We start from the raw sequence: 22,728 nt of genomic DNA on the forward strand, positions 1-22,728 counted from the left end.
CGTGTCCCGGATCACTCCGGCCAGATCTCCTTCTGCTCGTCCGGCACCGACTCCCCGAGGGGCACGACGAGGACGGAGCGGTGCTGGCGGTGGGCCAGGCGGGCGGCCACGGAACCGGTGAAGAACTCCCTGATGGACTCGCCGATGCCGCGCTTCCGGGTCCCGACGACGATGAGCTGCGCGTCCAGCTTGTTCGCGAGCTGCTTGATGGCCAGAGCCGGGTCGCCGACGAGCTGCCGCGCCGTCCACGTGACGCCCTTGCCCGAGAGCGCCGTGGCGGCTGCGGCCTCGACGGCCTCGAACTCCGCGGCACCCGCGTCGAAGTTGATGTCGATCGGGGCCGAGTGCACGTAGCCGTCCGGATCCTCGTAGGTGACGAATCGCGTGACGTCGACGTGCGCGACGACGAGCGGCGCGTTCAGCAGCCGGGCGAAGCGGACGGCCTCGTCGAGGACATGCGGGTCCTGATCGAGTTGCATGCCCACGATCACGGCCTTCTGCAGAGCGGCGTTCTGCGTGGCCTCGTCAGACGGAGTGGAGGTGCTGTCGGTCATGGAGATCGCTCCCTTCGCCGGCCTGGCCGCGGCCAGGGTCTGTTCCCCGCGTGCTATCCTGAATGCTACTCTTACCGGCCTCGAGCCGGTGTCGTGAATGACTCGGGCGCCCGTCTGCCCGCAGCTAACTCGTGAGGGGGTCTCAGGCATGGGCCGTGGCCGTCAGAAGGCGAAGCACACAAAGATCGCCCGCGAACTCAAGGCGTACAGTCCGTCGGTGAACTATTCGGCGCTGGAGCGCGAGCTCGCGCACTCGAGCGACTCCGACGAAGACGCCTACGTCGACAAGTGGGCCGATGAGTACGCGGACGAAGACGAAGACGAACTAGAGAAGGCCTAGCCCCTCTGTTCGAAACACCCGCACGGCTCGTGCGGGTGTTTCTTCGTACCCGGCCGGCGACGCCGAGTCCTTGGCTCGTACCGTGCGGCGCACGCTGTCCGCAGATCGGTGTCATCCTCGATGTCAGCGCTCCCGCCGCGCCACGCGACTTCGTCGCCATCCCGCTGATCCGCGTCTTGTGAGCGCAAACATTTTCTGATTTGATGTGCATGTGATCGACGGCGCACCCTCGCCGCGTCCCGGCTTCGGGCGATCCGCAGGAACATGACCTCAAAGAGGAGAACAGCATGGCACCCACCTCACGCACCCCCCGCGTCGCCGCGGTCGTCGCCCTCGGCGCGGTGTCGGCGTTCGGACTCGCGGCTTGCGCCCCGGCCGCCTCCGGGGGCGGCGACGCCAGCGGAGAGCCCGTCACCATCGAGTACATGCACCGCCTCCCCGACGGCGAGGGCATGACCACGGTCACCGAGATCGTCGACCGCTGGAACGAGGAGCACCCCGACATCCAGGTCAAGGCCACGAAGTTCGACGGCAAGGCCAGCGACATGATCCTCAAGCTCGAGACCGACATCAAGGCCGGGAACGGCCCGTGCCTCGCGCAGACCGGATACTCCGAGGTGCCCCAGCTCTACGTGAAGGGCCTGCTGCAGGACGTCGCCGCGGAGGCCGAGAAGTACGAGGACCACTACTCGGCCGGAGCGTTCAGCGGCATGCGGGTCGGCGACGCGATCGTGGGCCTCCCGCAAGACACCGGACCCCTCGTCTACTTCTACAACACGGCGGAGTTCGAGGCGCTCGGCCTCGACGCCCCGGCGACGCTCGACGACCTGACCGCTGCCTCGGCCACGGCCGCCGCCGCCGGCAAGTTCGTCACGGCGTTCACTCCGGACGAGGCGCAGAACTGGCTCTCCGGCCAGGCGGCCGCCGCCGGCGACACCTGGTTCTCGACGGAGGGCGAGGAGTGGAAGGTGGATGCCGAGGGGGCGGGCTCGGAGCGGGTCGCCGCCTTCTGGCAGGGCCTGCTCGACGGCAAGCAGACGCTCGCGACCGAGCGGTGGGGCGAGGGCTTCACGGCGGCGCTGAACGACGGCAGCCTCATCGGCCACGTCGGTGCGGCCTGGGAGGCCGGCTTCCTCCTCGACTCCCTGGACGGCACCCCGGCCGAGGGGCAGTGGCGCGTCGCCCAGCTCCCCGACTTCGGCGCCGGGGCGATGACGGGCCCCGACGGCGGCTCCGGCGTCTCGGTCATGAAGGGCTGCGAGAACCCCGAAGCCGCCATGGAGTTCAACGACTGGTTCAACACGCAGGTCGACGACCTCGCCTCCCAGGGGCTCGTCGTGGCCGCGAAGGGCGAAGTGGAGACGCCCGAGAAGATGCTGCGTCAGTTCGGCGGTCAGGATGTGCTGGCCGAGCTCGGCACCGCCACCGAGAACCTCAACCCCGACTTCCCCTACGCCCCCGGCTTCTCGACCCTGGCGAACATGAACGAGACGGCCGCCGCGGCCGCCGCCGGCACCGCCACGGTCGCCGACATCTTCACGACGGCGCAGGACACGGCCGTCGCGTCGCTCGAGGACCTCGGCCTCCCGGTCGCGGAATGACCGGACCGGACGGCATCATCGGATGAACGACGGCGGAGTGCACGGGCGATCGTGCACTCCGCCGTCGTCGTGAGAGCGAGAGGCACATCATGGCCACAGTGACCGAGACGCGGGCAGCGACGCCGCCCCCGCCCGCGCGCCGCCCCGTCGCCCCGTCGACCAGGCGATCGCGGATCCGACGGGAGGGGCTGACCGGGTGGCTGTTCATGGCGCCGTTCGCGCTGCTGTTCGCCGTCGTCTTCCTCATCCCGATCATCGTGTCGGTCCGGTCGTCGTTCTTCGCGCAGGTGCCGGCCGGCGGCGGCCTGTACGGCGGCGGCGAGCTCGTCGACACGTTCGTCGGCCTCGACAACTTCGCGGCGGCGGCGACGGACGGCGCGTTCTGGGCCGGCATGGGACGGGTCGTGCTCTACGCGGCGTTCCAGATCCCGGTGATGATCATCGCGGCCCTCGCCCTGGCCCTGCTGCTGGACTCGTTCATCGTTCGGCGCCCCGCGCTGTTCCGCCTCGCCTTCTTCCTCCCCTACGCCGTCCCCGGCATCATCGCGGCGATGATGTGGCTCTATCTCTACACCCCCGAGGTGTCGCCCTTCCTGCCCTATCTGCCCGAGGGGACCGACCTCATGGCGCCGCAGACCATCCTCCTCTCGATGGCGAACATGACGACGTGGACGTACACGGGCTACAACATGCTCATCTTCCTCAGCGCCCTGCAGGCCATCCCCCGCGACCTCTACGAGGCCGCCCGCCTGGACGGCGCGACCGGATTCCAGATCGCGACCCGCATCAAAGTGCCGCTCGTACGCGGCGCCGCGCTGCTGGCCGTGCTGCTGTCGATCATCGGCACCATCCAGCTGTTCAACGAGCCGGTCATCCTGGAAGCCGCGAACTCCTGGATGGGCAAGGACTTCACGCCGATGATGCTCACCTACAACACGATGATGGGCGAGCTGTCACCGTCGGGCAGCGGCCCGGCTTCGGCGTACTCGCTGCTCATGGCCGGGATCGCGGGCGTGCTCGCGATCGTGTACGCACTGCTCCAGCGGCGGAAGGGCGACGCATGACCACCACACGACTCGTCACCGTGGCCCCGCCGACGATGCGGCGCTCCCGGAAGCCGCAGGCGGCTGACGCCCCTCCTCCGTCGATCGCGCCCGGCCCCGCGGCCCGCACGTTCGGCATCATCGCCCTCGTCGTGGCCACGCTGTACTTCCTCGTGCCGGTGTTCTGGCTCGTGGTGGCCTCGACGAAGAACAACACCGACCTCACCTCGACGTTCGGGTTCTGGTTCGCCGAGCCGAACCTCGCCGCCAACTACGACAGCCTCATGGGCTGGACGCAGGGGCTGTTCTGGCGCTGGGTCGGCAACTCGCTGTTTTACTCGCTGAGCGCCGGGGTCATCGGCACGCTGTTCGCCGTGATGGCCGGCTACGCGATCGCGAAGTTCGCCTTCCCCGGCAAGAAGCTCGCGGTCGGCATCATCATGGCCGGGCTCCTCCTGCCCGTCGCCCTCCTCACAGTGCCGCTGTACATCGAGTTCCAGGCGCTCGGCCTCACGAACACGGTCTGGGCGATCATCATCCCCTCGGCGGTCTCGCCGTTCGGCGTCTTCCTCGGCATGGTCTACGCACAGTCGTCCGTGCCGACGGAGCTGCTGGAGGCCGCCCGCATCGACGGCGCTGGCGAAGCGCGGATCTTCTTCACGATCGTGCTGCGGCTGCTCGGTCCCGCGATGGTGACGATCTTCCTGTTCATCTTCGTCGCCACGTGGAACAACTTCCTCCTCCCGCTGATGATGATCTCCAGCCCCGACCTCAAGCCGGTCACCCTCGGCCTCTACGGCATGATGAGCTACTTCTCCCCTGACAAGGGCGCCGTCATGCTCGGGGCCCTGCTCGGCGTGATCCCGCTCATCGCCCTGTTCTTCACGCTGCAGAAGTACTGGCGCTCCGGTCTCGCCGCCGGCGCCGTCAAGGGCTAGGCACCTCGACCGCACACAGACCGACGATCACCGCCCGGCGCGCCCCTCGTTCACGGCGGCCACGATGCGCTCCGGGGTGAGCGCGGTCACCTCCGGCTCCTGCGCTCGTCCACTCAAGAGCTCCGACAGCGTCGGGCGAGCGGCGATGCGGGCGAGCTCGGTCAAGAGGTACTGCTCCAGCGACTGTCCTCGCTCGTGCGCTCGCGCGGTGAGCACGGAATACACGCCGGGGTCGAGGTCGCGGATGAGGACGTTCGGCATGTGCGGCTCCTTTCGTGGCTACCCCTCGAGTATCGAGGACCGAAGGCACGCTCTCCGGCCCCGGAACCGCGACCCGTGGAGAAGCCGCGAAACGCCCCGCCTCGTGCAGAAGAGGCCCGGGGCGAACCCCGGGCCTCTCCTGTGCAGGCGGACTCAGCTTCGTCGCCGCCGCCAGAGCCCCGCGCCGACTGCGCTCAGAGCGAGAGCCCCGACAGCCACCGCCAGCCAGGTCATCCCCTCCGCGCCGGTCGTGGCCAGCGCCCCGCCCGCGGCGGTCGCGTCCGCGGTGACCGCGAGATCCGCTCGAGCGAGCTCGGTGCCCTCTGTGTCCGTCGCGACGAGCGCATGGGCACCCGCGGGTGCGGCCGCCGGGATGATGACGGTCGCGACCGCGCTGCCGTCCGCGGCGATCGTCACCTCGCCCACGCGGACCGGCTCCGAGTGCAGCCAGAGCTGCACCACGGACTCGGGGTCGAAGCCGCGGAGCTGCACGCGGAGCGAGTCCCCCGCTGCCACGGTGCCGACCGACGGGGTGAGGACGGCTTTCTTCGCCGGCTTCGCCTTCTTCACGGTGAGGGCGGCACCGGCAACCTCCGCGCCGGAGGCGTCCTTGACGACGAAGCGGTGCTTTCCGACTGCCGCGTCCGCGGGGATGAGGACGCGGGTGGTGAGCGCGCCGCGCGCGTCCACGGTCGCGTCCGCGAGCCGCACGCCGTCCAACCAGAACGAGACGGCGGTCTGGGGCGCGAAGCCGGAGAGCACAGCCTCGACCGTCTCCCCTGCCCGCACGGCATCCGCGCCGAGCGTCACCGCCGGGTCGGTGTCCGGCGCGCACGCGCCGAGGTCGTCCTCGGGTCGCGTCTCCGGAGCATGACCCCCCTGCGGGGCGGTGGTGCCGTACACCGCCATCTCCGCCACGGCCGCGAACGGGGTGCCCGAGATCGACGAGGTCGCCGTCACCCGCACGTACCGCGCGGTCGTCGCTGCGAAGTCGACATCCTGCCACTCCGCGACGTTCTTCCACTCCCCCGCCGCCACGTCGGTGAAGGTCTGCCCGTCGGCGGAGACGGCGACCTGGAAGCCCTTGATGGGGCCGTTCTGGTTCGCGCCGCGCCGCAGGTAGGAGACGCCGTCGACCGTCTCCGCCGCCCCGAGGTCGAACGTGAGGACGTGCGGATACCCGGGGGCGTCGCTGCTCCAGCGGCTGTGCCAGAACGTCCCGGCGTTGCCGTCGAGCATGTTCGCGGCCTTGCCGTCCTCGCCCGCGGTCTCCTCGGAGCTCGCGGTCGCGGTGATCTGCGCGTTCGGGATACGGGCGCGGGAGGCCACAGCCGCCTCCTGCGCGGTCTGCACGGTCCGCACGTCGCAGTCGACGAGGTAGGTGGCCGCGATCCCGATGCCGACGGCGGAACCCGCGGCCGACGCCGGTGCTGTCAGCAGCCAGTCGGTCGTCACGCTCTCGCCGGGGGCGACCTTCGCGAACAGGTTCGACGATCCGTCTGCGACCTCGACGGTGTAGCCGTCCGGGAGATCGAGCTGCACACCGACGTTCTCCGCCAGAATGTCCTCGCTGTTGGTGAAGGTCGTGGTGAAGGGCGTCTGTGCACCGGGGCTCAGGCTCACGGCCTCGCCGGAGACGGTGGCGCACGGGGTGCCACCCTCCGTCGGACCGAGGTCGGTGACCGTGAAGTCGTCGAGGACGAAGTCGACGTCCGGGCCGCCGACCCGCTCCAAACCGACCCACGTGTAGTCGCCGCATCCCACGATCACGTCCTCCTGGAACGCGGTGGTCTCCAGCGCCTGCACGACGGGCGTGCGACGCAGTGTCGTCGAGGAGATCTCCCCGTCGATCACGGCGTCCGTACCTGTCAGCCAGCGGTACGCCCCGCTCGCGCCGGCCTGGTAGTCGAACCCGATGCGGTAGGTGTGCCCGGCCTGCAGCGGCACCAGTGTGGGGTCGGTCCGGTAGACGACGCCGGAGTTCTCGGAGTGGGACATCAGCGAGTGCTCACCGGTGAGGGTGGAGTCCACCGCGAGGCCCGCGAGGGCTCCGCTGTCGAACGGCTTGGAAGTGTTGCGCCAGTCGCTCGTCGTGTACGGGTCGTGCCGCCGCGAGATGCTCGTGCGCGGATCGTCGATGCCGTTGGCGTCGCCCTTCACGAACGGGCCCCACCCGGGCTGGTTGCCCTCGAAGTCGTTCGAGTACACGGTGCCGGCCGCGGCCGGGGCCGTCGTGTCCGCCATCACCCTGGCGTTGTCGATCCGCACCGCTGCGTCACCGGCGACCGCCGAGACCGAGACGGTCACCTCGCCGGAGGCCGGCGCGAGGAACGATACCGATCCGCGCTGGTAGTACTGACCGGCCTTGGAGTCGGCGCGCATGTAGTTGTACGTCGGGGAGAGGTTCCAGGTGCGGCTCACGACGCCGCCCCCGGTGTCGACCCCGACGCTCACGTCCCGCGTGGCCGTCGGATCGATCTGCACCTGCGCGGAGAACGTGTAGCGCTCCCCGGGGGTGAGCCCGGTGACGGTCTGCGAGATCGCGGAGGCGGATGAGCCGAACACCGCGATGTTGTCGCCCCAGGAGGCGTTCTTCGCCGTGCCGAGGTCCGTGCGCTCGATGGTCACGTCGCCCCGGGGATTCCAGCCGTCCAGCGACCCCGAGTTGAATCCGGGGTCGACCAGGCCCGCGTCGCGGTACTCGATCGGCGCCCGCTGCGCCCCACCCTGGGGCACGACGACGTAGGCCGTCCCCGCGTCGCCGGAGAGCGTCAGCTTCCCGTCGACCGCGGTGACGGTGCGCACCTTCTCGCGTCCCTGGTCACCGAGCGCGAACACATCGAAGGTCGTGTTGCCGCGGAAGGCCTCGGTGAGACCGAACGTCTTCTCCCCACCGGAGGCCGTGAAGAAGTACATCTTGTCCGCGGCGACGGGCGAACCCGACTCGGCGTTCGATTCCAGCGACTGCCACGGCAGCAGGTAGGAGTCGCCGCGGAGGACGGTCGCGCCGTCCATGGTGACGACGCGGGTACCGTCGACGATCCGGGCCGCCACGTCGTCGGTGAAGGTCGCCTCGACCCCTGCCTCGTAGGTCTGCAGGTCGAAGTGCTGCAGGAACTTCGTCGGCAGGCTCTGCGACCAGATGTTGCCGATGAAGCCGTCCCAGTTGCGGTTGCCCACCCAGCCCTCGGCGTCGACGAGACGCTGCTGACCGAGGAGGACGTCGTCGTTCCAGACGTCCGCCTGCGCGTTCTGGATGAAGCGCACCATCGTGGAGTTGATGCCCTTGTTGTCCTTGCCGCCGTAGGCGAGGTCGTTCGGCCAGTGCGACCAGACCGTGCTGTCGACGAACTTGTCGCCCCACTCGGTCGCGACCTCGAGGTCCATGGCGTTCAGCTCGTCCGCGAGCTCCTCGGCAACCCAGCCGTTGGAGTAGTACACGTCGATGTAGACACCGCTGAGCCCCGGAACCTCGTCCCGCAACTGCTGGAAGCGGTCGAGCACGCGTCCCGTGCCGAGGTCGGTCTGCTGGTTGATGTAGTACGACTGGTCGAGCCAGTTCCAGCCCGGCTTGTACGGCGGCGTGCCGTCGAGGATCGCCGCGTCGAACGCGTCCGCCTGCGGGTAGATCTCCGTGGCGTTGACGTGCACGCTCATGTCGGCGTTGAGCTTCGCCCCCTCGTCGACGAGGCGGTTCAGGTCGGCGAGGCCGCCCGCACGCTCGTTGTAGTTCCCGCCGTAGTCGGTGTTCGCGGAGTCGTGCCCTTCGCTGCCGAAGCCCTTGTTGAGCACCCACTGCCCGAGGCCGTCGGTCTGGTTCGCGATGCGCTTGGTGTTGTCGAGCACGAGATCGAAGTAGTTCGTGGCGCTGGAGGCGAAGTTGAACGGGATGCGACTGATCACACGGTCGGCCACCCGGTCCGCGCCGAGACGCGGGGCGTCGACCTCGCGGTAGCGGATCGCGGCGTCCTGCCAGTCCACGCTCTCGTCGCCGTTGCGATCGGCCGTGAGGAGCACCGTGACCTTCGGCAGGGCGTAGGTCGCCACCCTGCTGTCGACGGCGGTGGTGGGGTGGATGAGCCAGGTGTTCGAGCCGATCTCCGCGGTCCGCCCGTCGGTCGCGGTCACCCGCGTGGTGAGCCGGCTGTTCCACGAGGCGGTGCCGCCGGAGGCCTGCGTCGTCGCGTTCGTGATCACACTGCCGGCGAGGCTCCCGTCGCCGAGGAACGCGAAGGCCGCGCCCTTCGTTCCGGTGGCCGTCGCCGCTCCGACGGCGATGTGCTCGTCGGCGTTCGTCGTGCTGTTCGGGCTGATCACGGTGCGGTCGAGGACGGCGCCGTCGGCGGCCGTCGCGGAGAGGAACGCGTTGTCGGGGAGCGCCAGGGTGTTCACGGCGGCGGAGCCCTCCACCGCCGTGACGGTGAACTCGACCGTGCCGTTCGCCGCGACGCGGATGCTGCTGCGCACGGTGACGTCGATGCCGGTCAGGGTCGAGACGTAATCGACGCCGGTCGCGCTCGCCGTCGAGGTGGTGGTCGACGCGTAGGCGGTGCCGTTGACCGCCCAGGTGCGCGGGGAGCTCTTCTGCCCGCCGAGGCGTTCCTCACCCACGCGGTAGCCGAGGATCTGCGGGAACGCGGAGGAGACGGTGGCCGTGGTGCCGCCCGCGGCGATCTCGACAGCGTCCCCGGTCTCCGGCTGCTCCGGCGTCTCCGGCTCCGTCACGATCGGCGGGAGCTCCTCGTCGGAGAGCACCTGGATCTCACCGGCGCCGCCGCCCGTGGTGCCCTGCGCGTCGATGACGAGCAGCGCGACGTATCGGCCGTCCTTCGCGGTCTCCAGCGTGATGCGCTGCTTCTCGTCGTTCGCGGTGGGCGCGTGCAGCGTCGCGGCCGCGGCGGCGGGGCCCCATCCCCCGTCCGCGGGGGACGTCCGCGCGGCGTCGGCGTCGTCCGTGACATACACCTCGACGGACTTCGCCGCGACGCTCTGCCCGCGCTTGACCGAGTAGTCCAGCGCCTTGACCGCGAGGGAACGCTGCAGGTCGACGGCGATCCAGTGCGGGAAGGGGGCGTTGGACGAGTACCGCGACGTCCACTGCGTCGCATAGTCGCCGTCGAAGGCGCCGAGGGCCGTGCCGTCGAGCGAGGGCGGTGCCGGGTACGGATCCGACTCGCTGGAAACCGCGTGCAGCCGGTAGTCCGTCTTCGGCACGGGGATGAGGTCAGCGGCCTGCGCCGCAGTCGCGGGGAGGAGCGCTCCGCCGAGCGCGAGTGCCGTCGCCAGCAGGGAGCTGACGGCGACGGCGGTGCGCGGCGGTCGGGAAGGTGTCGACACGTCTTGCCTCTCGAACGGTGCGACGGCCGGAGGAAGGGACGCCCCGATGCGCCGCAGATGGATCATCGACCTCGATCGATGTTTGCGCTATCACCGTAGAGCGCCGCTGCAGCTTAAGGCAAGAGCGTTATGCACCGTGTGCGCAAACATTGGCCGAAGGTCACCACCTGGCGCGCCCAGCTCAGGAGCCGATGAACTCCTCGGTCTCCCCGAACGAGGCAGCCTCGCGGATCTCCACCGTCGCACCGAGGCCGTCGGTGTCCAGCACCACGATCTCGTTGCGCCCGGTACGCCACAGCGGCGCCGGGGCGTAGAGCGTCTCCTGCGGACCGATGCTCCAGTAGCGGCCGAGAAGGAATCCGTTCAGCCACACCATCCCCTTGCCGCCCCCGGGGAAGGCGAGCCACGCGTCCAGCGGTTCGGCGATATCGAGCGCGGCGACGGCGAGGCCGTCCGCTCCGCCGGATGAGACGGCGTCCGGAACCGGCGCCGTCTGCGGGAGGAGTCGATGCGTCCAGCCGTTCACGAGACGGCGGCCGATCATCACCCCGCGCATGATGCCCTTGCCCTCGCCCGTGTACGGCCCGTAGTTGACGCGCCCGAGGCTCTCGACGACGAGCGTCAGCCGCCCCGAGCCCCCGGCGGCGGGGAGCGCGAGCGTCGTCTCCCCGTCGCGTTCGAGCACGCCGAGGCGGCGGTCATCGAGGAAGACGATCGCGCGATCGTGCAGGCCGTCGACGGTCAGCGTCGCCTCGTCGGGGAACGACACGTCAGCCTCGTAGATGACGAGGCCGTCCTCCGCCCCGAGCTGCTCGAAGGTCAGCGGGCGCGGCGAGAGCTCTCCGGCGACCGGGGTCACCCGGACGAGGTCGAGCAGCGCAGCCCGCGGCTCCAGGGGCGCGGAGGCCGCGGACTGCCGCCGTGGCTGGTCAGGCACCGGCGGCAGCGCGTCCGCATGGAAGGGAGCGAAGAGCGCACGTAGCGCATGGAACTTCTCCCCCAGAGTGCCGTCCTCGCCGATCGGGGCATCGGAGTCGTAGCTGGTCACCGTCGGCTGCAGGACGAGATCGTGGTTCGCGCCGTTCCACAGGCCGAAGTTGGTGCCGCCGTGCGCCATGTAGAGACTGACCGATCCGCCCTCGTCGAGAAGCTCCCGGATCGTCCCGCCCATGCTTTCCGCCGAGCGCACGTGGTGCCGCTCCCCCCAGTGGTCGAACCAACCTCCCCAGAGCTCGCTGCACATGAGTGCCTCGCCGTGCCGCCGGAGGGAAGCGGCCACCGGCACCCCGGTGCCGAACGTGAACGTCGTCATCGCGCCGGGCACACTCCCGTGCGCGATCATGTCCGGCGTGATCCCGTCGGCCGTCGTGAGCATCTCCACCATGCCCCGTCGCCGGAGCCCGTCGCGCAGGTGGGCGAGGTAGGCGGCGTCGCTGCCGAACGAGCCGTACTCGTTCTCGACCTGGATCGCCACGATCGGTCCGCCATGAGCCGCCTGCAGGGGCGCGAGCCGCGGGAGCAGGGCGTCGTACCAGGCATCGACCGCGGCGAGGAATGCGGGATCGCTCGTCCGCAACGCGGAGACCCGTCCGGTCAGCCAGAAGGGAAGGCCGCCGTTGGACCACTCCGCGCAGATGTACGGGCTCGGCCGGAGGAAGACGTCCAGACCGACCTCCCCGGCCAGCCGCACGAAGCGCTCGACATCCCGCCAGCCGTCGAAGCGGATGTCCCCCTCGACCCGCTCATGGAAGTTCCAGGCGACGTAGGTGTCGACCGTGTTCGCGCCCATCGCGGCGAGCCGGCGCAGGCGATCCTCCCACTGGTCGGGGTGCACGCGGAAGTAGTGGATCGAGCCCGACAGGATGCGGTGGGGCACGCCGTCGCGGAGGATCTCCCCGTCGCGCCAGGACAGGGCGGGAGCGCCGGAAGCCGCGGCGTCTGTCGGCGCGGCGACGGCGGTGGTGGAGCCGTCGGAAGCCGCGGCGAGAAGGTCGGACATGGCACTCCCAGTCGGATTGTTTGCGTTCACATTATCGCATCGCCGAGGTCCGCGCTCCCTGGTTTTCCGCGGATGGATCGCTACCATTGGGGCATGTCCCCTCGCCGCCCGAAAGACGACCGCGCCCCCAGCCAGGTCGACGTCGCCCGCCTCGCCGGCGTCTCCACGCAGACCGTCTCGCGCGTCATGTCCGGGCAGGACAACGTCCGCCCCGATACCGCCCGACGGGTGCTCGCCGCAGTCGAGGAGCTCGGCTACCGGGTGCACGCCGCCGCGGCCTCGCTCGCCTCAGGCCGCACCCGCGTGCTCGGCGTGATCGTCGTGTCGACCGACCGCTACTCCTCCGCCGCGCTCGGCGTCGGCATCCAGCAGGCGGCGGCGGCGAACGGCTACACCGTGACCACCGCCGCGGTAGCCGACCACGCGTCGGACGACGCCTTCCTCGAGGCCTTCGATCGCCTGGAGCGGCAGGGCGCAGAGGGCATCATCCTCGGTGTCCCGATCGCCCTGGACACCCCGGCGATGCGGGCGCGCACCGAGCGGACCCCCGCCACCCGCAGCGAACGCACCTCCCTCGACGAGGACGCCCCGCTCGCGGTGGATCAGCGTGCGATCGCCCGCCTCGCCGTGGAGCACCTCCTCGACCTCGGCCACGAGACCGTGTGGCATGTGTCCGGCGACGACTACTGGACGGAGACGCAGCAGCGCAGCGAGGCCTGGGAGCAGACGCTCCGCGAGCGCGGCATCGTCCCGCCGCCGGTGATCCCGGCGGACTGGACCCCGGAGTCCGGGTACCGGGCGGGGCGCACCATCGCTGCGATCCCCGAGGCGACCGCGGTCTTCGTCAGCAGCGACGAGATGGCCTTCGGCCTCATCCGCGCCCTGCACGAGGCGGGGCGCAGCGTGCCCGAGGACATCTCGGTCGTGAGCGTCGACGACATCGCCCTCGCCGCGTACGCCTCCCCCGCGCTGACGACGGTCCGTCAGCCGTTCGAGGCGATGGGCCGCGCCGCCGCCCTGCGGCTCATCACCCAGATCGAGGGCCAGGAGCCGGTCGGCGAGATGCCCTCCACCGACCCGCAGCTCGTCGTGCGCTCCTCGACCGCCCCGCCCCGGCGAGCGCGCTGACGGCGATGGTCACCAGCGGCCGTGGTGCCGCTCCCACTCGTCCTCGATCGTGCGGCGGCGACCGGCGATGATCCCCGCGGGCACCGAGACCACCAGCACCCCCGCGACCACCAGAAGCGGCACCTGCCACCCTCCGCTGGTGTCGTGCAGGAGGCCGACGAGGAGCGGGAACACCGCCGCGATCGCATAGCCGATGCTCTGCACGAAGCCACTGAGGGCGACGGCGCTCTCCGGCGTACGGGCGCGGATGCTCAGGAGCACGAGGCTCAGCGGGAACATGATCGCGGTGAGCCCGAAGATCGCGACCCACAGCGGCAGCGCGACGGTCGGGAAGAGCAACAGCCCGGCAAGCCCGACGAGACCGGCGACCACGGCCACGAAGAAGAGCGGGCGGGTGGCCTGGAACCGCACGACGAGCACCGGCACGAGCATGGAGCAGGGCAGCCCGACGAGAGCGAACAGCGAGAGCAGGAAGCCGGCGGTCGCCGGGGTCACGCCGCCGAGGTCGACGAGGATGGTCGGCAGCCAGGCGAAGGCGACGTACGCCATGGTCGACGATGTGCCGAACACGAGGGCGAGCGCCCACGCCAGCGGCAGCCGCCAGAGCCGACCGAAGACCCGGGGGCTCGCGGACTGCGTCGTGATCGGCCCGGTCGAGGCGGCGACGGCATCGCGCACATCGTCCACGCCGTCCGTGGGATCGGGGACAAGGAGCTCCGTCGGCACCGGGCGGTCGTCGCCGCGGGAGCGCACCAGCAGCGTGACCCACGGCACGAGGGCGAGTGCGGCCACCACGCCCCACATGCCCAGCGAGATCCGCCACCCGAGCGAGTCCGCGACGGGGACGGCGACCAGCGGCGGGAGGAAGGTCGAGACCGCGAGCGTCGTGGAGTACGCGGTCATCATGACGCCGAGGCGGTCGGCGAAGTACTTCTTCACCAGCGGCGGCAGCAGCACGTTGCCCGATCCCACACCGGCGAACACGACCGCGGTCGCGGCCAGCAGGCTCCAGGAGTCGGGGGCGAGGCCGCGCAGCAGCATGCCCGCCGCCATCAGCACGATGGCGACGACCGCCATCCGCTCCAGCCCGAACCGGCGCTCGAACAGCGGGGTCAGCAGCCCGAACAGCGCGAAGCAGACGGGCGGAGCCGCACCGATCAGCCCGACGATCACGGGGGCCACCGGGAAGTCCTCGGCGACGTGGTCGAGGACCGGAGAGAGCGAGGCGACGGCCGACCGCAGCGAGAACGCGACCAGCACGATCCCGATCAGCGCGAGGGCGCGACCCTGCCAGAGGGGTCGGCCCTGCGGCGAGCTCAGGGACCCGGACATCAAGAGGTCTGCGACCCCTCCACCCAAGCGAGGTACTCGTCGGTGACGGTGCCGGTGACGTAGCGGCCGTCGAAGCAGCTCATGTCGAGGTCTTCCAGCGCGGAGCCCTCGGTGATCGCGGCCTTCAGGTCGTCGACCTCCTGGTACACGAGGTGGTCGCAGCCCAGCTCCTCCGCGATCTCGGGGATCGTGCGGCCGTGGGCGATGAGCTCGTGCCGCGACGGCATGTTGATGCCGTACACGTGCGGGTGCCGGACCGGCGGTGCGGCGGAGGCGAAGGTCACTGAGGCGGCTCCGGCATCCCGAGCCATCTGGATGATCTCCTTCGAGGTGGTGCCGCGGACGATGGAGTCGTCGATCAGGAGCACGTTCTTGCCCTGGAACTCCGTGGACATGGCATTGAGCTTCTGACGGACGCTCTTCTTGCGCACCGCCTGCCCCGGCATGATGAAGGTGCGGCCGACGTAGCGGTTCTTGTAGAAGCCCTCGCGGTACTCGATGCCGAGCTTGCGGGCGACCTCCATGGCCGCGGGACGGGACGAGTCGGGGATCGGCATGACCACGTCGATCTTGTCCATCGGCACGTGCTTCGCGATCGTGTCGGCGAGCTTGTCGCCCATCCGCAGGCGCGACTCGTAGACCGAGATGCCGTTCATGACCGAGTCGGGACGGGCGAGGTAGACGTACTCGAACGCGCACGGCGCGAGATGCGTCTCGGCGGCGCACTGCTTCGTGAACAGCTCGCCGTCGTTCGTGATGAACACGGCCTCGCCGGGCTCGACCTCGCGCACGACCTCGTAGTCGCCGTTCTCCAGCACGAGGGACTCGCTCGCCACGACCCACTCGTCCTTGCCCTCGGCCCCGGGGACGACCGACGGACGACGCCCGAGGATCAGCGGACGGATGCCGAACGGGTCACGGAACGCGAGCAGGCCGTAGTTGGCGATGACGGCGATCACGGCGTACGCGCCCTCGATCCGGTCATGCGTGCGGGCGACGGCCTCGAAGATCCGGTCCGGGTCGAGGTCGACCGTGGAGGTCGTGGCCTGCAGCTCACCGGCGAGCACGTTGAGTAGCAGCTCGGTGTCGCTCGACGAGTTGAGGTGCCGGCGGTCGCGCTGCGCCATGTCGGCGGCGAGCTCGCGCGTGTTCGTGAGGTTGCCGTTGTGGATGAGGATGATGCCGTAGGGCGCGTTCACGTAGAACGGCTGCATCTCCTCTTCGCTGGACGCGGTGCCCTTGGTGGCGTAGCGGACGTGACCGAGACCGACGTTTCCCAGTAGGCCGCGCATGTCACGGGTGCGGAACGCCTCGCGCACCATCCCCTGGGCCTTGGCGTTGTGCATGACGCCGTTCGCCTCGGCGGTGGCGATACCCGTCGCGTCCTGCCCGCGATGCTGCAGCAGCAGGAGGGCGTCGTAGATGTCCTGATTGACCGGGGCAGAGCCCACCATTCCGACGATGCCGCACATGGGCTCTTACTTCGCTCCGTCCGCGTAGGCGCCGACGAGGCGCACCGCTCCACCATCGACGCCCTTGGCGCCCTGTTCGAATTCGCCGGCCGGACGCGGGCCGAAGCCCACCGTGCCGACCTGCCAGGAGGGCATGCCCTCGGCGTTCAGCGCCGCGATCGCGGCGTCCTTCTTGTCCGCCGCTACCACGGCGAGGAATCCGATGCCCAGGTTCCAAGTGCCCTCGGCGGACTCCAGCGTGGAGCCGGCGATGTCGCTCAGCACGCGGAAGACGGGGCTCGGTGACCACGTGCTGCGGTCGACCTCGACCCAGCTCCCCTGCGGCAGGACGCGCGCGAGGTTGGCAGCGATGCCGCCGCCGGTGACGTGGCTCAGCGCGTGGACTCCGCCGGAGGCTTCGATCAGGCGCAGCAGGGGAAGCGTGTAGAGGCGCGTGGGCTCGAGGAGAGCCTCGCCCCAGGTCGAGCCGAAGTCCGCGGCGTTGTCGCCGTACGAGATTCCGGCGCGGGTGATGATGTGGCGGACGAGCGAGTAGCCGTTGGAGTGGAGGCCACTGGAGGCGACCGCGATGACGGCGTCGCCGTCCTGCACGCGGTCCGCGCCCAGGATGGCGTCGGCCTCGACCACGCCCGTCGCCGCCCCGGCGACGTCGTAATCCCGCGGGCCGAGGAGACCCGGATGCTCCGCCGTCTCGCCGCCGACGAGGGCCGTACCCGTCGCCGCACACGCCTCGGCGATACCGCGCACGATGTCCGCGATCCGCTCGGGGACGACCTTGCCGCAAGCGATGTAGTCGGTCATGAAGAGCGGCTTCGCGCCCACCACCACGATGTCGTCGACGACCATGCCGACCAGGTCCTGGCCGATCGTGTCGTGCTTGTCGATGGCCTGCGCGATAGCGACCTTGGTGCCGACGCCGTCGGTGCTGGTCGCCAGCAGCGGACGCCGGAAATCGCGCAGGGCGCTGGCGTCGAACAGGCCGGCGAATCCGCCGACACCGCCGAGCACTTCGGGGCCGTGCGTCGCGCGGACGGACGACTTCATCAACTCGACGGCGAGGTCACCAGCCGCGGTGTCGACGCCGGCTTCGGAATAGGGGTTGGTGGGGGAGGCAGCCACTCGAACAGCCTACCGCCCACCGATGAGGCGGCGGCCCGCGTGACCAGTCGACCGAGAGTTCCATCCGGTGGGTGAAGCTAAAACTTTAGGTGCTACTGTTTTCCGCGCTCGGTGTGTACGCGACGCGCCATCACCGATCCCGGATGCCATCGACAGGAGGGAGATGTGGGCCACGAGAGCGGAGATGCCCCCGCGCCGTCTCCCGAGCAAGATGACCTCCTTCGTGACATCTCCCGCGAGGTGCACCGACCGCCGCAGACGGAGGGTGATGCGTAAGACAGCGAACCTCTCGCCGGGAGCCGCACGCGGCAGTACGTTGCTCTCGTGCCCGTGAACGGATGGCTTCTCATCGGCGTCATCTTGTTGCCCTTCACCTTCCTCGGAATATCGATCATGTTCGTGGTGACAGCGGCCTCCGTGCAGCGGCACTTCGACGACAAACGCGACGTCGTCGACGACGCGGGCAGGCGGTTGCACCGGGACACGCCTCGCTCCCGCGCCCGCCAGGCGAAGGCGTGGGACCGTCTCATCGCGATGGAGCGCCGAGGCCCGCGCAGAGGCGACGGGCCCGGAGACGACCGGAGCTGGGTCGACTTCTGGTCGGACATGATTCAGCACACGGTGCGGGATACGATGCAGAACCCCGGGTGGCACGAGAACTACATCAGGACCAGACGTCGCGCCGCCGGTCTGCCGGAGCTCGCCGACCCCGATGCTCCAAACCCGGACACCACCGACTCGCCGTCTTCTGAGGAAGGAGGAGACTTTGGATCACCACCCCCGTGAGTCGGCGGGCATCACCGACGCCATGCGGATTCGACGGAGGGATGACAACTCGATGACAACCCGTACGGCGATCCCCCAATCACCGGCTCGTGGGCGTCGTCGAGCAGCAGATCGGGGTACCGATTGAGCTCAAGAAGTGCGCCAAGATCCCTGATCGTCGCGGATGCCGACCCCATCACGATGGAGGGCGGCGACCGGTCCTCCGACGCTGCGCGGGCCATGGTGGTGATCACCGCTACGACGTCTCGTCCACGAGGAGCGTCTGCGGCTCCTCGGTGATGGTGCCGCGCGCGACTCCCTCGACCTCGCGCCCGTCGACCTCGCCGGTGAGCTCGAGGTGATACTCCCCGGCGTCGTCGCTCCGGTCGTCGATGAGGTCGAAGGTTCCCGCTCGCGACTCGCCGAGTTCGCACCGGATCAGGGATTCGGTCGCGCGGCATTCCCAGTCGGCGGGAGCGGACGCCAGCGCGACCCCGTCCGGAAGGGTGAGCGACACGGACAGGTCGCCACTGATCGCCACGTCCATCTGCAAGGTCGCGCCGCCGTCACCATCCGCTTGCGTGGTCACGCGGTATGTCTCACGGTTCGCCCCCGGCGACGCGGACGGCGGCTGCCGGGAGTCGAGCGGGAAGAAGGTGCCGACGAGGATCGCCCCGCCCGCGACGATGGCGCTCACCGCGATCGTCAGCGCGACGACGTCCCGGGTACGCGGACGACGGCGACGACGACGACGGTCGCGACGGCGCTCACCTCTCGGCTCCGAAGCCTGCGCCGGGGCAGCGGCAGGCCCGAGCTGTCCGACGACGAGAAGGGTCGTGAGCCCCAGGGTCGCCATGCTCCCGAAGCGCAGCCATGCCGCGCGGCACCGCGCGCAGGTTCGGATGTGTTCCATGCCCGCAGAGGAACGCGCATCATCGACGTCGACCGTGACCGTCTCCGGAAGCCGCGTGGCGGCACGGCGGCACTCCTCCGGCGCGTTCTCGGAGAGGATCACCCGCAGCGTGGCCCGACGAAGCGCGGCCTTCGCGCGGTGCGTGAGGGAGTAGATGGCCGAGGCCGATCGATCTAGTTCGCCTTCCAGCTCCGCGGGCTTGCGTCCCTCCACCACGGTGGCCGTGAGGACCAGCTGCTGATCTTCGGGAAGCGACGTCAGCGCCTCCCGGATGTACTCGTACTCCCGATACAGATCGATCTGCCGGGTCTGCACTTCGTCCGCCGGCATCTCGTGTTCTGAGTCGGAGATGCCCTGCACACGGGACCGGGGCGAACGATACGCATCGATGATCCGGTTCCGCATCGCACGGATGAGATACGCGTTCGGGTTGGCGACCGGGCCTCTCCCCGCCTTCCACAGGGCGAGCAGGCTCGCGATGGTGTCCGCGGCCAGGTCATCGGGATCGATCAGACCGTTGGTATCCCGGGCGAGCCAACGCGCCATGGCTGACAGGTGCGGGAGATTCTCGGCGAGATAACGACCCGCGGCGTCCTGATCGCCCGCGTTCGCGGCATGCGCGTAGCGATCCGCGGCTTCGCGATCGTCCATGCCCTGTTGACTCCTCATGTCAACTCCTCGTCACTCATCGAAACGACAGCGAGGACGTCGCCGAAGGATCGAGAACCGTCTCCAACACGGGCGGGAACGACGCCAAGCGTACCGTTGTCCGTGACGTGATCCACAGGGGAACCACCGGAAGAATTCCCGTCCTCACCCGTATTCCTCATGTGTTCTCCCCCAGAGGCACAGACCCTGCGGTGGCAGCTGCAGGCCCCTCCCCGGAGGGGGCGGCCCCACGCCGCCCCCTCCACCTCTTTCAGTCCGTGATCACGATCGCCGTTTCCAGCGGCAGCGCATCGACCGCCTCCAACGCTTGCTGTGTCAACCGCAGGCAACCGTGCGACTCGGCTCCGTTGCTGGTCGTGTCATAGTGCAAGCCGATCAATCCGCCGTCGTCGCCGCGGAACGGCTCGTCCACGGCCGCGGAGTGCAGGCTGGTGAGCTGGTTCCCCGGCGCCTCCACCGAGGGTCGAGGCACGGCCCGGGCTTGTGCTCGGCGCGGGGGTCGGCCCCGAGTGCGTCGCCGCAGGGGACGGCGTAGGAGCCGGGAGGAGCTTTCCCCCCGCTTCCCGCAGCACGCGGAGAAGCGCGTCGTACTGCGGCTTCGGCCGCAGGGCCTCGTCGTGGAAATCTGCTGTGCCCTCTCGACGGAAAGGTGGTTCTGGAAGCCCATGCCGTGGATCGGCACTCCCTGTGCTTTCAGCTGGGCGACGAGTCCGAAGACCGCGTCCGCTTTCGGCCTCCGGATTCGATGCCGTCGTCGTTGTAGAAGAGGAGCGCCTCCGGATCGGCTTCATGCACTCACCGGAACGCATCCGCGATGTATCCGGGCCCGAGCTTTTCGAGCCACGCCGTCTTCCGGAGGGATCCGTCTTCCTCGATCACCTCGTTGACGACATCCCACTGCCAGATCCTGCCCTTGTACCGCGTCACCAGGGCGGTGACATGCGCGCGGAGAGCCTGGCGGGCTTCGTCCGCCGTCATCGCCACTTCATCGCATTCTCCGGAGTGACCGTCGAGAACTGCGCGGCGGCGATGGCCGTATAAGCCGCATCGGTTGCGAGTGCGTCCGGGTTCAGCGCACTGCCGATCGCGGGACCGAGCTACGCAGCCTCGGCTTGCAGGGTGTCGGCGGGCGTCGTGGGTGTGGGTGTGGGTGTGGGGCCGCTGCCGCGGTCGTCATCCCGATGCTCAGAATGACGACCGCGGCAGCGAGGGGTGTTCTTCTCATGCTGCCTTGATCTGTTCTCGGGTGCAGGGCCAGGCGCCGGATCAGTCCAGCGCGTTGGTCTTGCGGCGACGCAGGAGCAGCCCGCCGAAGACCAGAGCCCCCAGTGCCAGGAGCACGCCACCGACGACGCCGCTGAGGTTGCCACCGGTGATGGCCAGCGTGTCTCCCGCGGTCGGCGTCGGCGGCTCCGTGGGCGGAACCGTCGGCGGCGTGGTCGGCGTCGGCGGCTCCGTGGGCGGAACCGTCGGCGGCGTGGTCGGCGTCGGCGGCTCCGTGGGCGGAACCGTCGGCGGCGTGGTCGGCGTCGGCGGCTCCGTGGGCGGAACCGTCGGCGGAACCGGCGTCGCCGGGTTGTCCACGACGACCTCCACCGTTCGGTCTGCGCCGATCGTCACCAGCGCGCCGTCGGTCGTGGTCGTCACGCCGTCTCCCCGGTACGTGGGCTCTCCCCAGACGACCCCGGGCACGGCGTCCGGCGCGACCTCGGTCAGGGTGACGACGGTTCCGACCGGGAGCCCGTCGACGCTCTTCGCCGTCCCGTCGGCCCGCACCGAGAGTTCACCGGTCTTCGACTGACCGCCCTCGTCATAGGAATACCGGAAACGGTAGGTCTGATCTGCGGGCACAGCCGAGGACGCACTCCCGGTGACCTTCTTGGCGACGGAGAACCCACCGAGAGGCGGAGGAATCAACTGCGCGGGATTGGTGACGGTGACCGCCACGGCCGTGTCGTCGCTGATCGTGATCTGGGCGCCGCCGTCGACCACGCGGACACCGGTACCGCTGAACTGAGGCTGACCCCAGGTCACCCCGTCGACCGCGGCTGCCGGGCGCTCGGTCAGCGTCACGACAGTACCGACCGGGAGATCGTTGAGACCCTGCGGCTGGCCGCCGGCGGTCAGTGTGAGCGCCCCCTTCACCTCGCCGTCGGCGTTCTCGTAGCTGTAGTCGACGGTGAAGGTGCGGTCGGCGGGTACGGCGCTGGCGCCGTCGCCCGAGAGCGCCTTCGCGACGGTGAGATCACCGAGGCCGTCTCCGTTGCCTTCTCCGCTGGCCTTCACGATCCGGACCGATCCGGTGGTCGTCGTGAAGCTCGACCCTGTGACCGTGTTCTCGAAGACGTCACCGGTCTTGAAGCCTGCCGGCAGCTTCGTCTGATACTTGAGCCGGTAGAGCTGATCCGCGTGGGCGTTGCCGATGAGGCGCACCGAGAAGGCGGAGTTCGCGGGATCCTGCGACATCACATATCCGGACGGTGTCGACAGTTCGGTGAAGTCGCTGTTCGCGAAGTTGCCGCCGTTCCAGTCCTCGACGGCGACATGGCCAACCGTCAGCGTGTCCGCAAGGAACTCCATGCGCTTGTCGTAAGTGTCGGTGAGCGTCGGGTCGGTCCCGGTGAGCTTCTCGCCCGGAACCCAGACGTACCACTCGACCGTGTCGCCCTTGACCGTGATGACGCCGGACTTGACGGCGTCATCCGGAACGGGCTGGCTGGTGCCGGGCTGCACGCCGCCGCCGGGAAGCGGAACCGTGATGTCTCCGCCACCTCCGGTGGTGAACAGCAGCTCGCTCTTCTCCGTGCCCTCCATCAGACGGGCCTGGAAGCGAACCGTGCCTTGGACGTTCGCGTGCGTCGAGACGTAGTCGCTCAACGTGCACGCGATCCCCGCTTCCGACACGACGCACGATCCGATCGTGGCGCCATCGGGGTCTCGCATATCGAAGGTCGAGGCGATGCCGGCCAGCAGCGGTGCCTGGGGGAAGTCGACAGAGAAGGTATCACCGGGCTGCGCGCCGGCCGGGGCAGCCCAGGATGCCTCCAGGGAGAGCGTGTCCCCCACAGCCACACTGTCTTTCGGCTCGATGATGGTGATGCCGGTGACGGCGTCGATCTCGGACGCCTGCGCGGCCGCCGGGACGAGCAGCCCCAGTGCCCCGACGATCAGCGCCAAGACGGCAGCAGCGGCGGTCTGGCCCGTCGCTCGTTTCGAATTTGTTCCCACGGTGCTTTCTTTCTCCCCTCCGGTGGAAT

Annotated in this window: 18 protein-coding genes; 6 read left to right on the forward strand and 12 right to left on the reverse strand. The window is 69.6% G+C overall.

The genetic code is table 11. The features are described 5' to 3' along the window. Positions 1-11 precede the first annotated feature (11 nt). The gene (locus CYL12_RS10735; RefSeq protein WP_101847595.1) at positions 12-554 is read right to left on the reverse strand and encodes a universal stress protein; all 543 of its coding nucleotides are present in this window, start codon (positions 552-554) and stop codon (positions 12-14) included. A gap of 148 nt (positions 555-702) precedes the next feature. Between CYL12_RS10735 and CYL12_RS10740 the strand changes: the two genes are divergently transcribed. The 4 genes from CYL12_RS10740 (at position 703) to CYL12_RS10755 (ending at position 4,476) form a co-directional block, all read left to right on the forward strand. Then, entirely contained in the window at positions 703-894 is a 192-nt protein-coding gene (locus tag CYL12_RS10740; RefSeq protein ID WP_025104705.1) for a DUF3073 domain-containing protein, read from the forward strand. A 287-nt stretch (positions 895-1,181) separates the two neighbouring features. Continuing rightward, complete coding sequence (locus tag CYL12_RS10745) at positions 1,182-2,495, forward strand: ABC transporter substrate-binding protein (protein ID WP_101847596.1); 1,314 nt, start codon at positions 1,182-1,184, stop codon at positions 2,493-2,495. A gap of 89 nt (positions 2,496-2,584) precedes the next feature. Beyond that, the gene (locus tag CYL12_RS10750) at positions 2,585-3,559 is read left to right on the forward strand and encodes a carbohydrate ABC transporter permease (protein ID WP_101847597.1); all 975 of its coding nucleotides are present in this window, start codon (positions 2,585-2,587) and stop codon (positions 3,557-3,559) included. Beyond that, complete coding sequence (locus tag CYL12_RS10755; protein ID WP_101847598.1) at positions 3,556-4,476, forward strand: carbohydrate ABC transporter permease; 921 nt, start codon at positions 3,556-3,558, stop codon at positions 4,474-4,476. The genes CYL12_RS10750 and CYL12_RS10755 overlap by 4 nt, the downstream gene beginning before the upstream one ends. 27 nt (positions 4,477-4,503) lie before the next feature. Here the strand turns inward: CYL12_RS10755 and CYL12_RS10760 are convergent, their stop codons facing one another. The 3 genes from CYL12_RS10760 to CYL12_RS10770 form a co-directional block, all read right to left on the reverse strand. Continuing rightward, complete coding sequence (locus tag CYL12_RS10760) at positions 4,504-4,737, reverse strand: FitA-like ribbon-helix-helix domain-containing protein (RefSeq protein ID WP_101847599.1); 234 nt, start codon at positions 4,735-4,737, stop codon at positions 4,504-4,506. A 153-nt stretch (positions 4,738-4,890) separates the two neighbouring features. Continuing rightward, entirely contained in the window at positions 4,891-10,074 is a 5,184-nt protein-coding gene (locus CYL12_RS10765) for an endo-alpha-N-acetylgalactosaminidase family protein (protein ID WP_101848762.1), read from the reverse strand. Positions 10,075-10,255: 181 nt separating this feature from the next. Continuing rightward, positions 10,256-12,073: a glycoside hydrolase family 35 protein gene (locus CYL12_RS10770; protein WP_101847600.1), complete on the reverse strand. Its 1,818-nt coding sequence runs from the start codon at positions 12,071-12,073 to the stop codon at positions 10,256-10,258. Between the two features lie 93 nt (positions 12,074-12,166). On the opposite strand from CYL12_RS10770, the gene CYL12_RS10775 reads away from it, so the two are divergent. Further along, the gene (locus tag CYL12_RS10775; RefSeq protein ID WP_101847601.1) at positions 12,167-13,201 is read left to right on the forward strand and encodes a LacI family DNA-binding transcriptional regulator; all 1,035 of its coding nucleotides are present in this window, start codon (positions 12,167-12,169) and stop codon (positions 13,199-13,201) included. 9 nt (positions 13,202-13,210) lie between these two features. Here the strand turns inward: CYL12_RS10775 and CYL12_RS10780 are convergent, their stop codons facing one another. Genes CYL12_RS10780 through purM form a run of 3 tightly spaced genes read right to left on the reverse strand, consistent with a single transcriptional unit; the run spans position 13,211 to position 17,124 of the window. Further along, positions 13,211-14,533 carry an MFS transporter gene (locus tag CYL12_RS10780; protein WP_101847602.1) on the reverse strand — a complete coding sequence of 441 codons (1,323 nt, stop codon included), beginning with the start codon at positions 14,531-14,533 and terminating at the stop codon, positions 13,211-13,213. Then, positions 14,533-16,005, reverse strand: coding sequence for an amidophosphoribosyltransferase (gene purF / locus CYL12_RS10785; protein WP_071327787.1), 1,473 nt, complete (start codon positions 16,003-16,005; stop codon positions 14,533-14,535). The genes CYL12_RS10780 and purF overlap by 1 nt, the downstream gene beginning before the upstream one ends. A gap of 6 nt (positions 16,006-16,011) precedes the next feature. Continuing rightward, positions 16,012-17,124, reverse strand: coding sequence for a phosphoribosylformylglycinamidine cyclo-ligase (purM, locus tag CYL12_RS10790; protein ID WP_101847603.1), 1,113 nt, complete (start codon positions 17,122-17,124; stop codon positions 16,012-16,014). 324 nt (positions 17,125-17,448) lie between these two features. Between purM and CYL12_RS10795 the strand changes: the two genes are divergently transcribed. Then, positions 17,449-17,910: a hypothetical protein gene (locus tag CYL12_RS10795; protein ID WP_158297162.1), complete on the forward strand. Its 462-nt coding sequence runs from the start codon at positions 17,449-17,451 to the stop codon at positions 17,908-17,910. A 235-nt stretch (positions 17,911-18,145) separates the two neighbouring features. Here CYL12_RS10795 and CYL12_RS10800 read toward each other — a convergent pair whose 3' ends face one another. The 5 genes from CYL12_RS10800 to CYL12_RS17220 form a co-directional block, all read right to left on the reverse strand. Then, positions 18,146-19,471: an RNA polymerase sigma factor gene (locus CYL12_RS10800; protein WP_101847605.1), complete on the reverse strand. Its 1,326-nt coding sequence runs from the start codon at positions 19,469-19,471 to the stop codon at positions 18,146-18,148. A 250-nt stretch (positions 19,472-19,721) separates the two neighbouring features. Beyond that, the gene (locus tag CYL12_RS17485; RefSeq protein ID WP_353615399.1) at positions 19,722-20,213 is read right to left on the reverse strand and encodes a L,D-transpeptidase family protein; all 492 of its coding nucleotides are present in this window, start codon (positions 20,211-20,213) and stop codon (positions 19,722-19,724) included. Between the two features lie 53 nt (positions 20,214-20,266). Continuing rightward, positions 20,267-20,449 (reverse strand): endo-1,4-beta-xylanase, encoded by a 183-nt coding sequence (locus tag CYL12_RS17440; protein ID WP_101847606.1) that lies wholly within the window; start codon positions 20,447-20,449, stop codon positions 20,267-20,269. Then, positions 20,446-20,556, reverse strand: a complete 111-nt coding sequence (locus CYL12_RS17555; protein WP_158297222.1) for an endo-1,4-beta-xylanase — start codon at positions 20,554-20,556, stop codon at positions 20,446-20,448. Before CYL12_RS17555 ends, CYL12_RS17440 begins: the two co-directional genes overlap by 4 nt. 181 nt (positions 20,557-20,737) lie before the next feature. Beyond that, positions 20,738-22,699 carry a DUF5979 domain-containing protein gene (locus CYL12_RS17220; protein WP_158297163.1) on the reverse strand — a complete coding sequence of 654 codons (1,962 nt, stop codon included), beginning with the start codon at positions 22,697-22,699 and terminating at the stop codon, positions 20,738-20,740. Between the last annotated feature and the right edge of the window lie 29 nt (positions 22,700-22,728).

It is taken from the genome of Zhihengliuella sp. ISTPL4 (assembly GCF_002848265.1).
GTDB lineage: Bacteria > Actinomycetota > Actinomycetes > Actinomycetales > Microbacteriaceae > Microbacterium.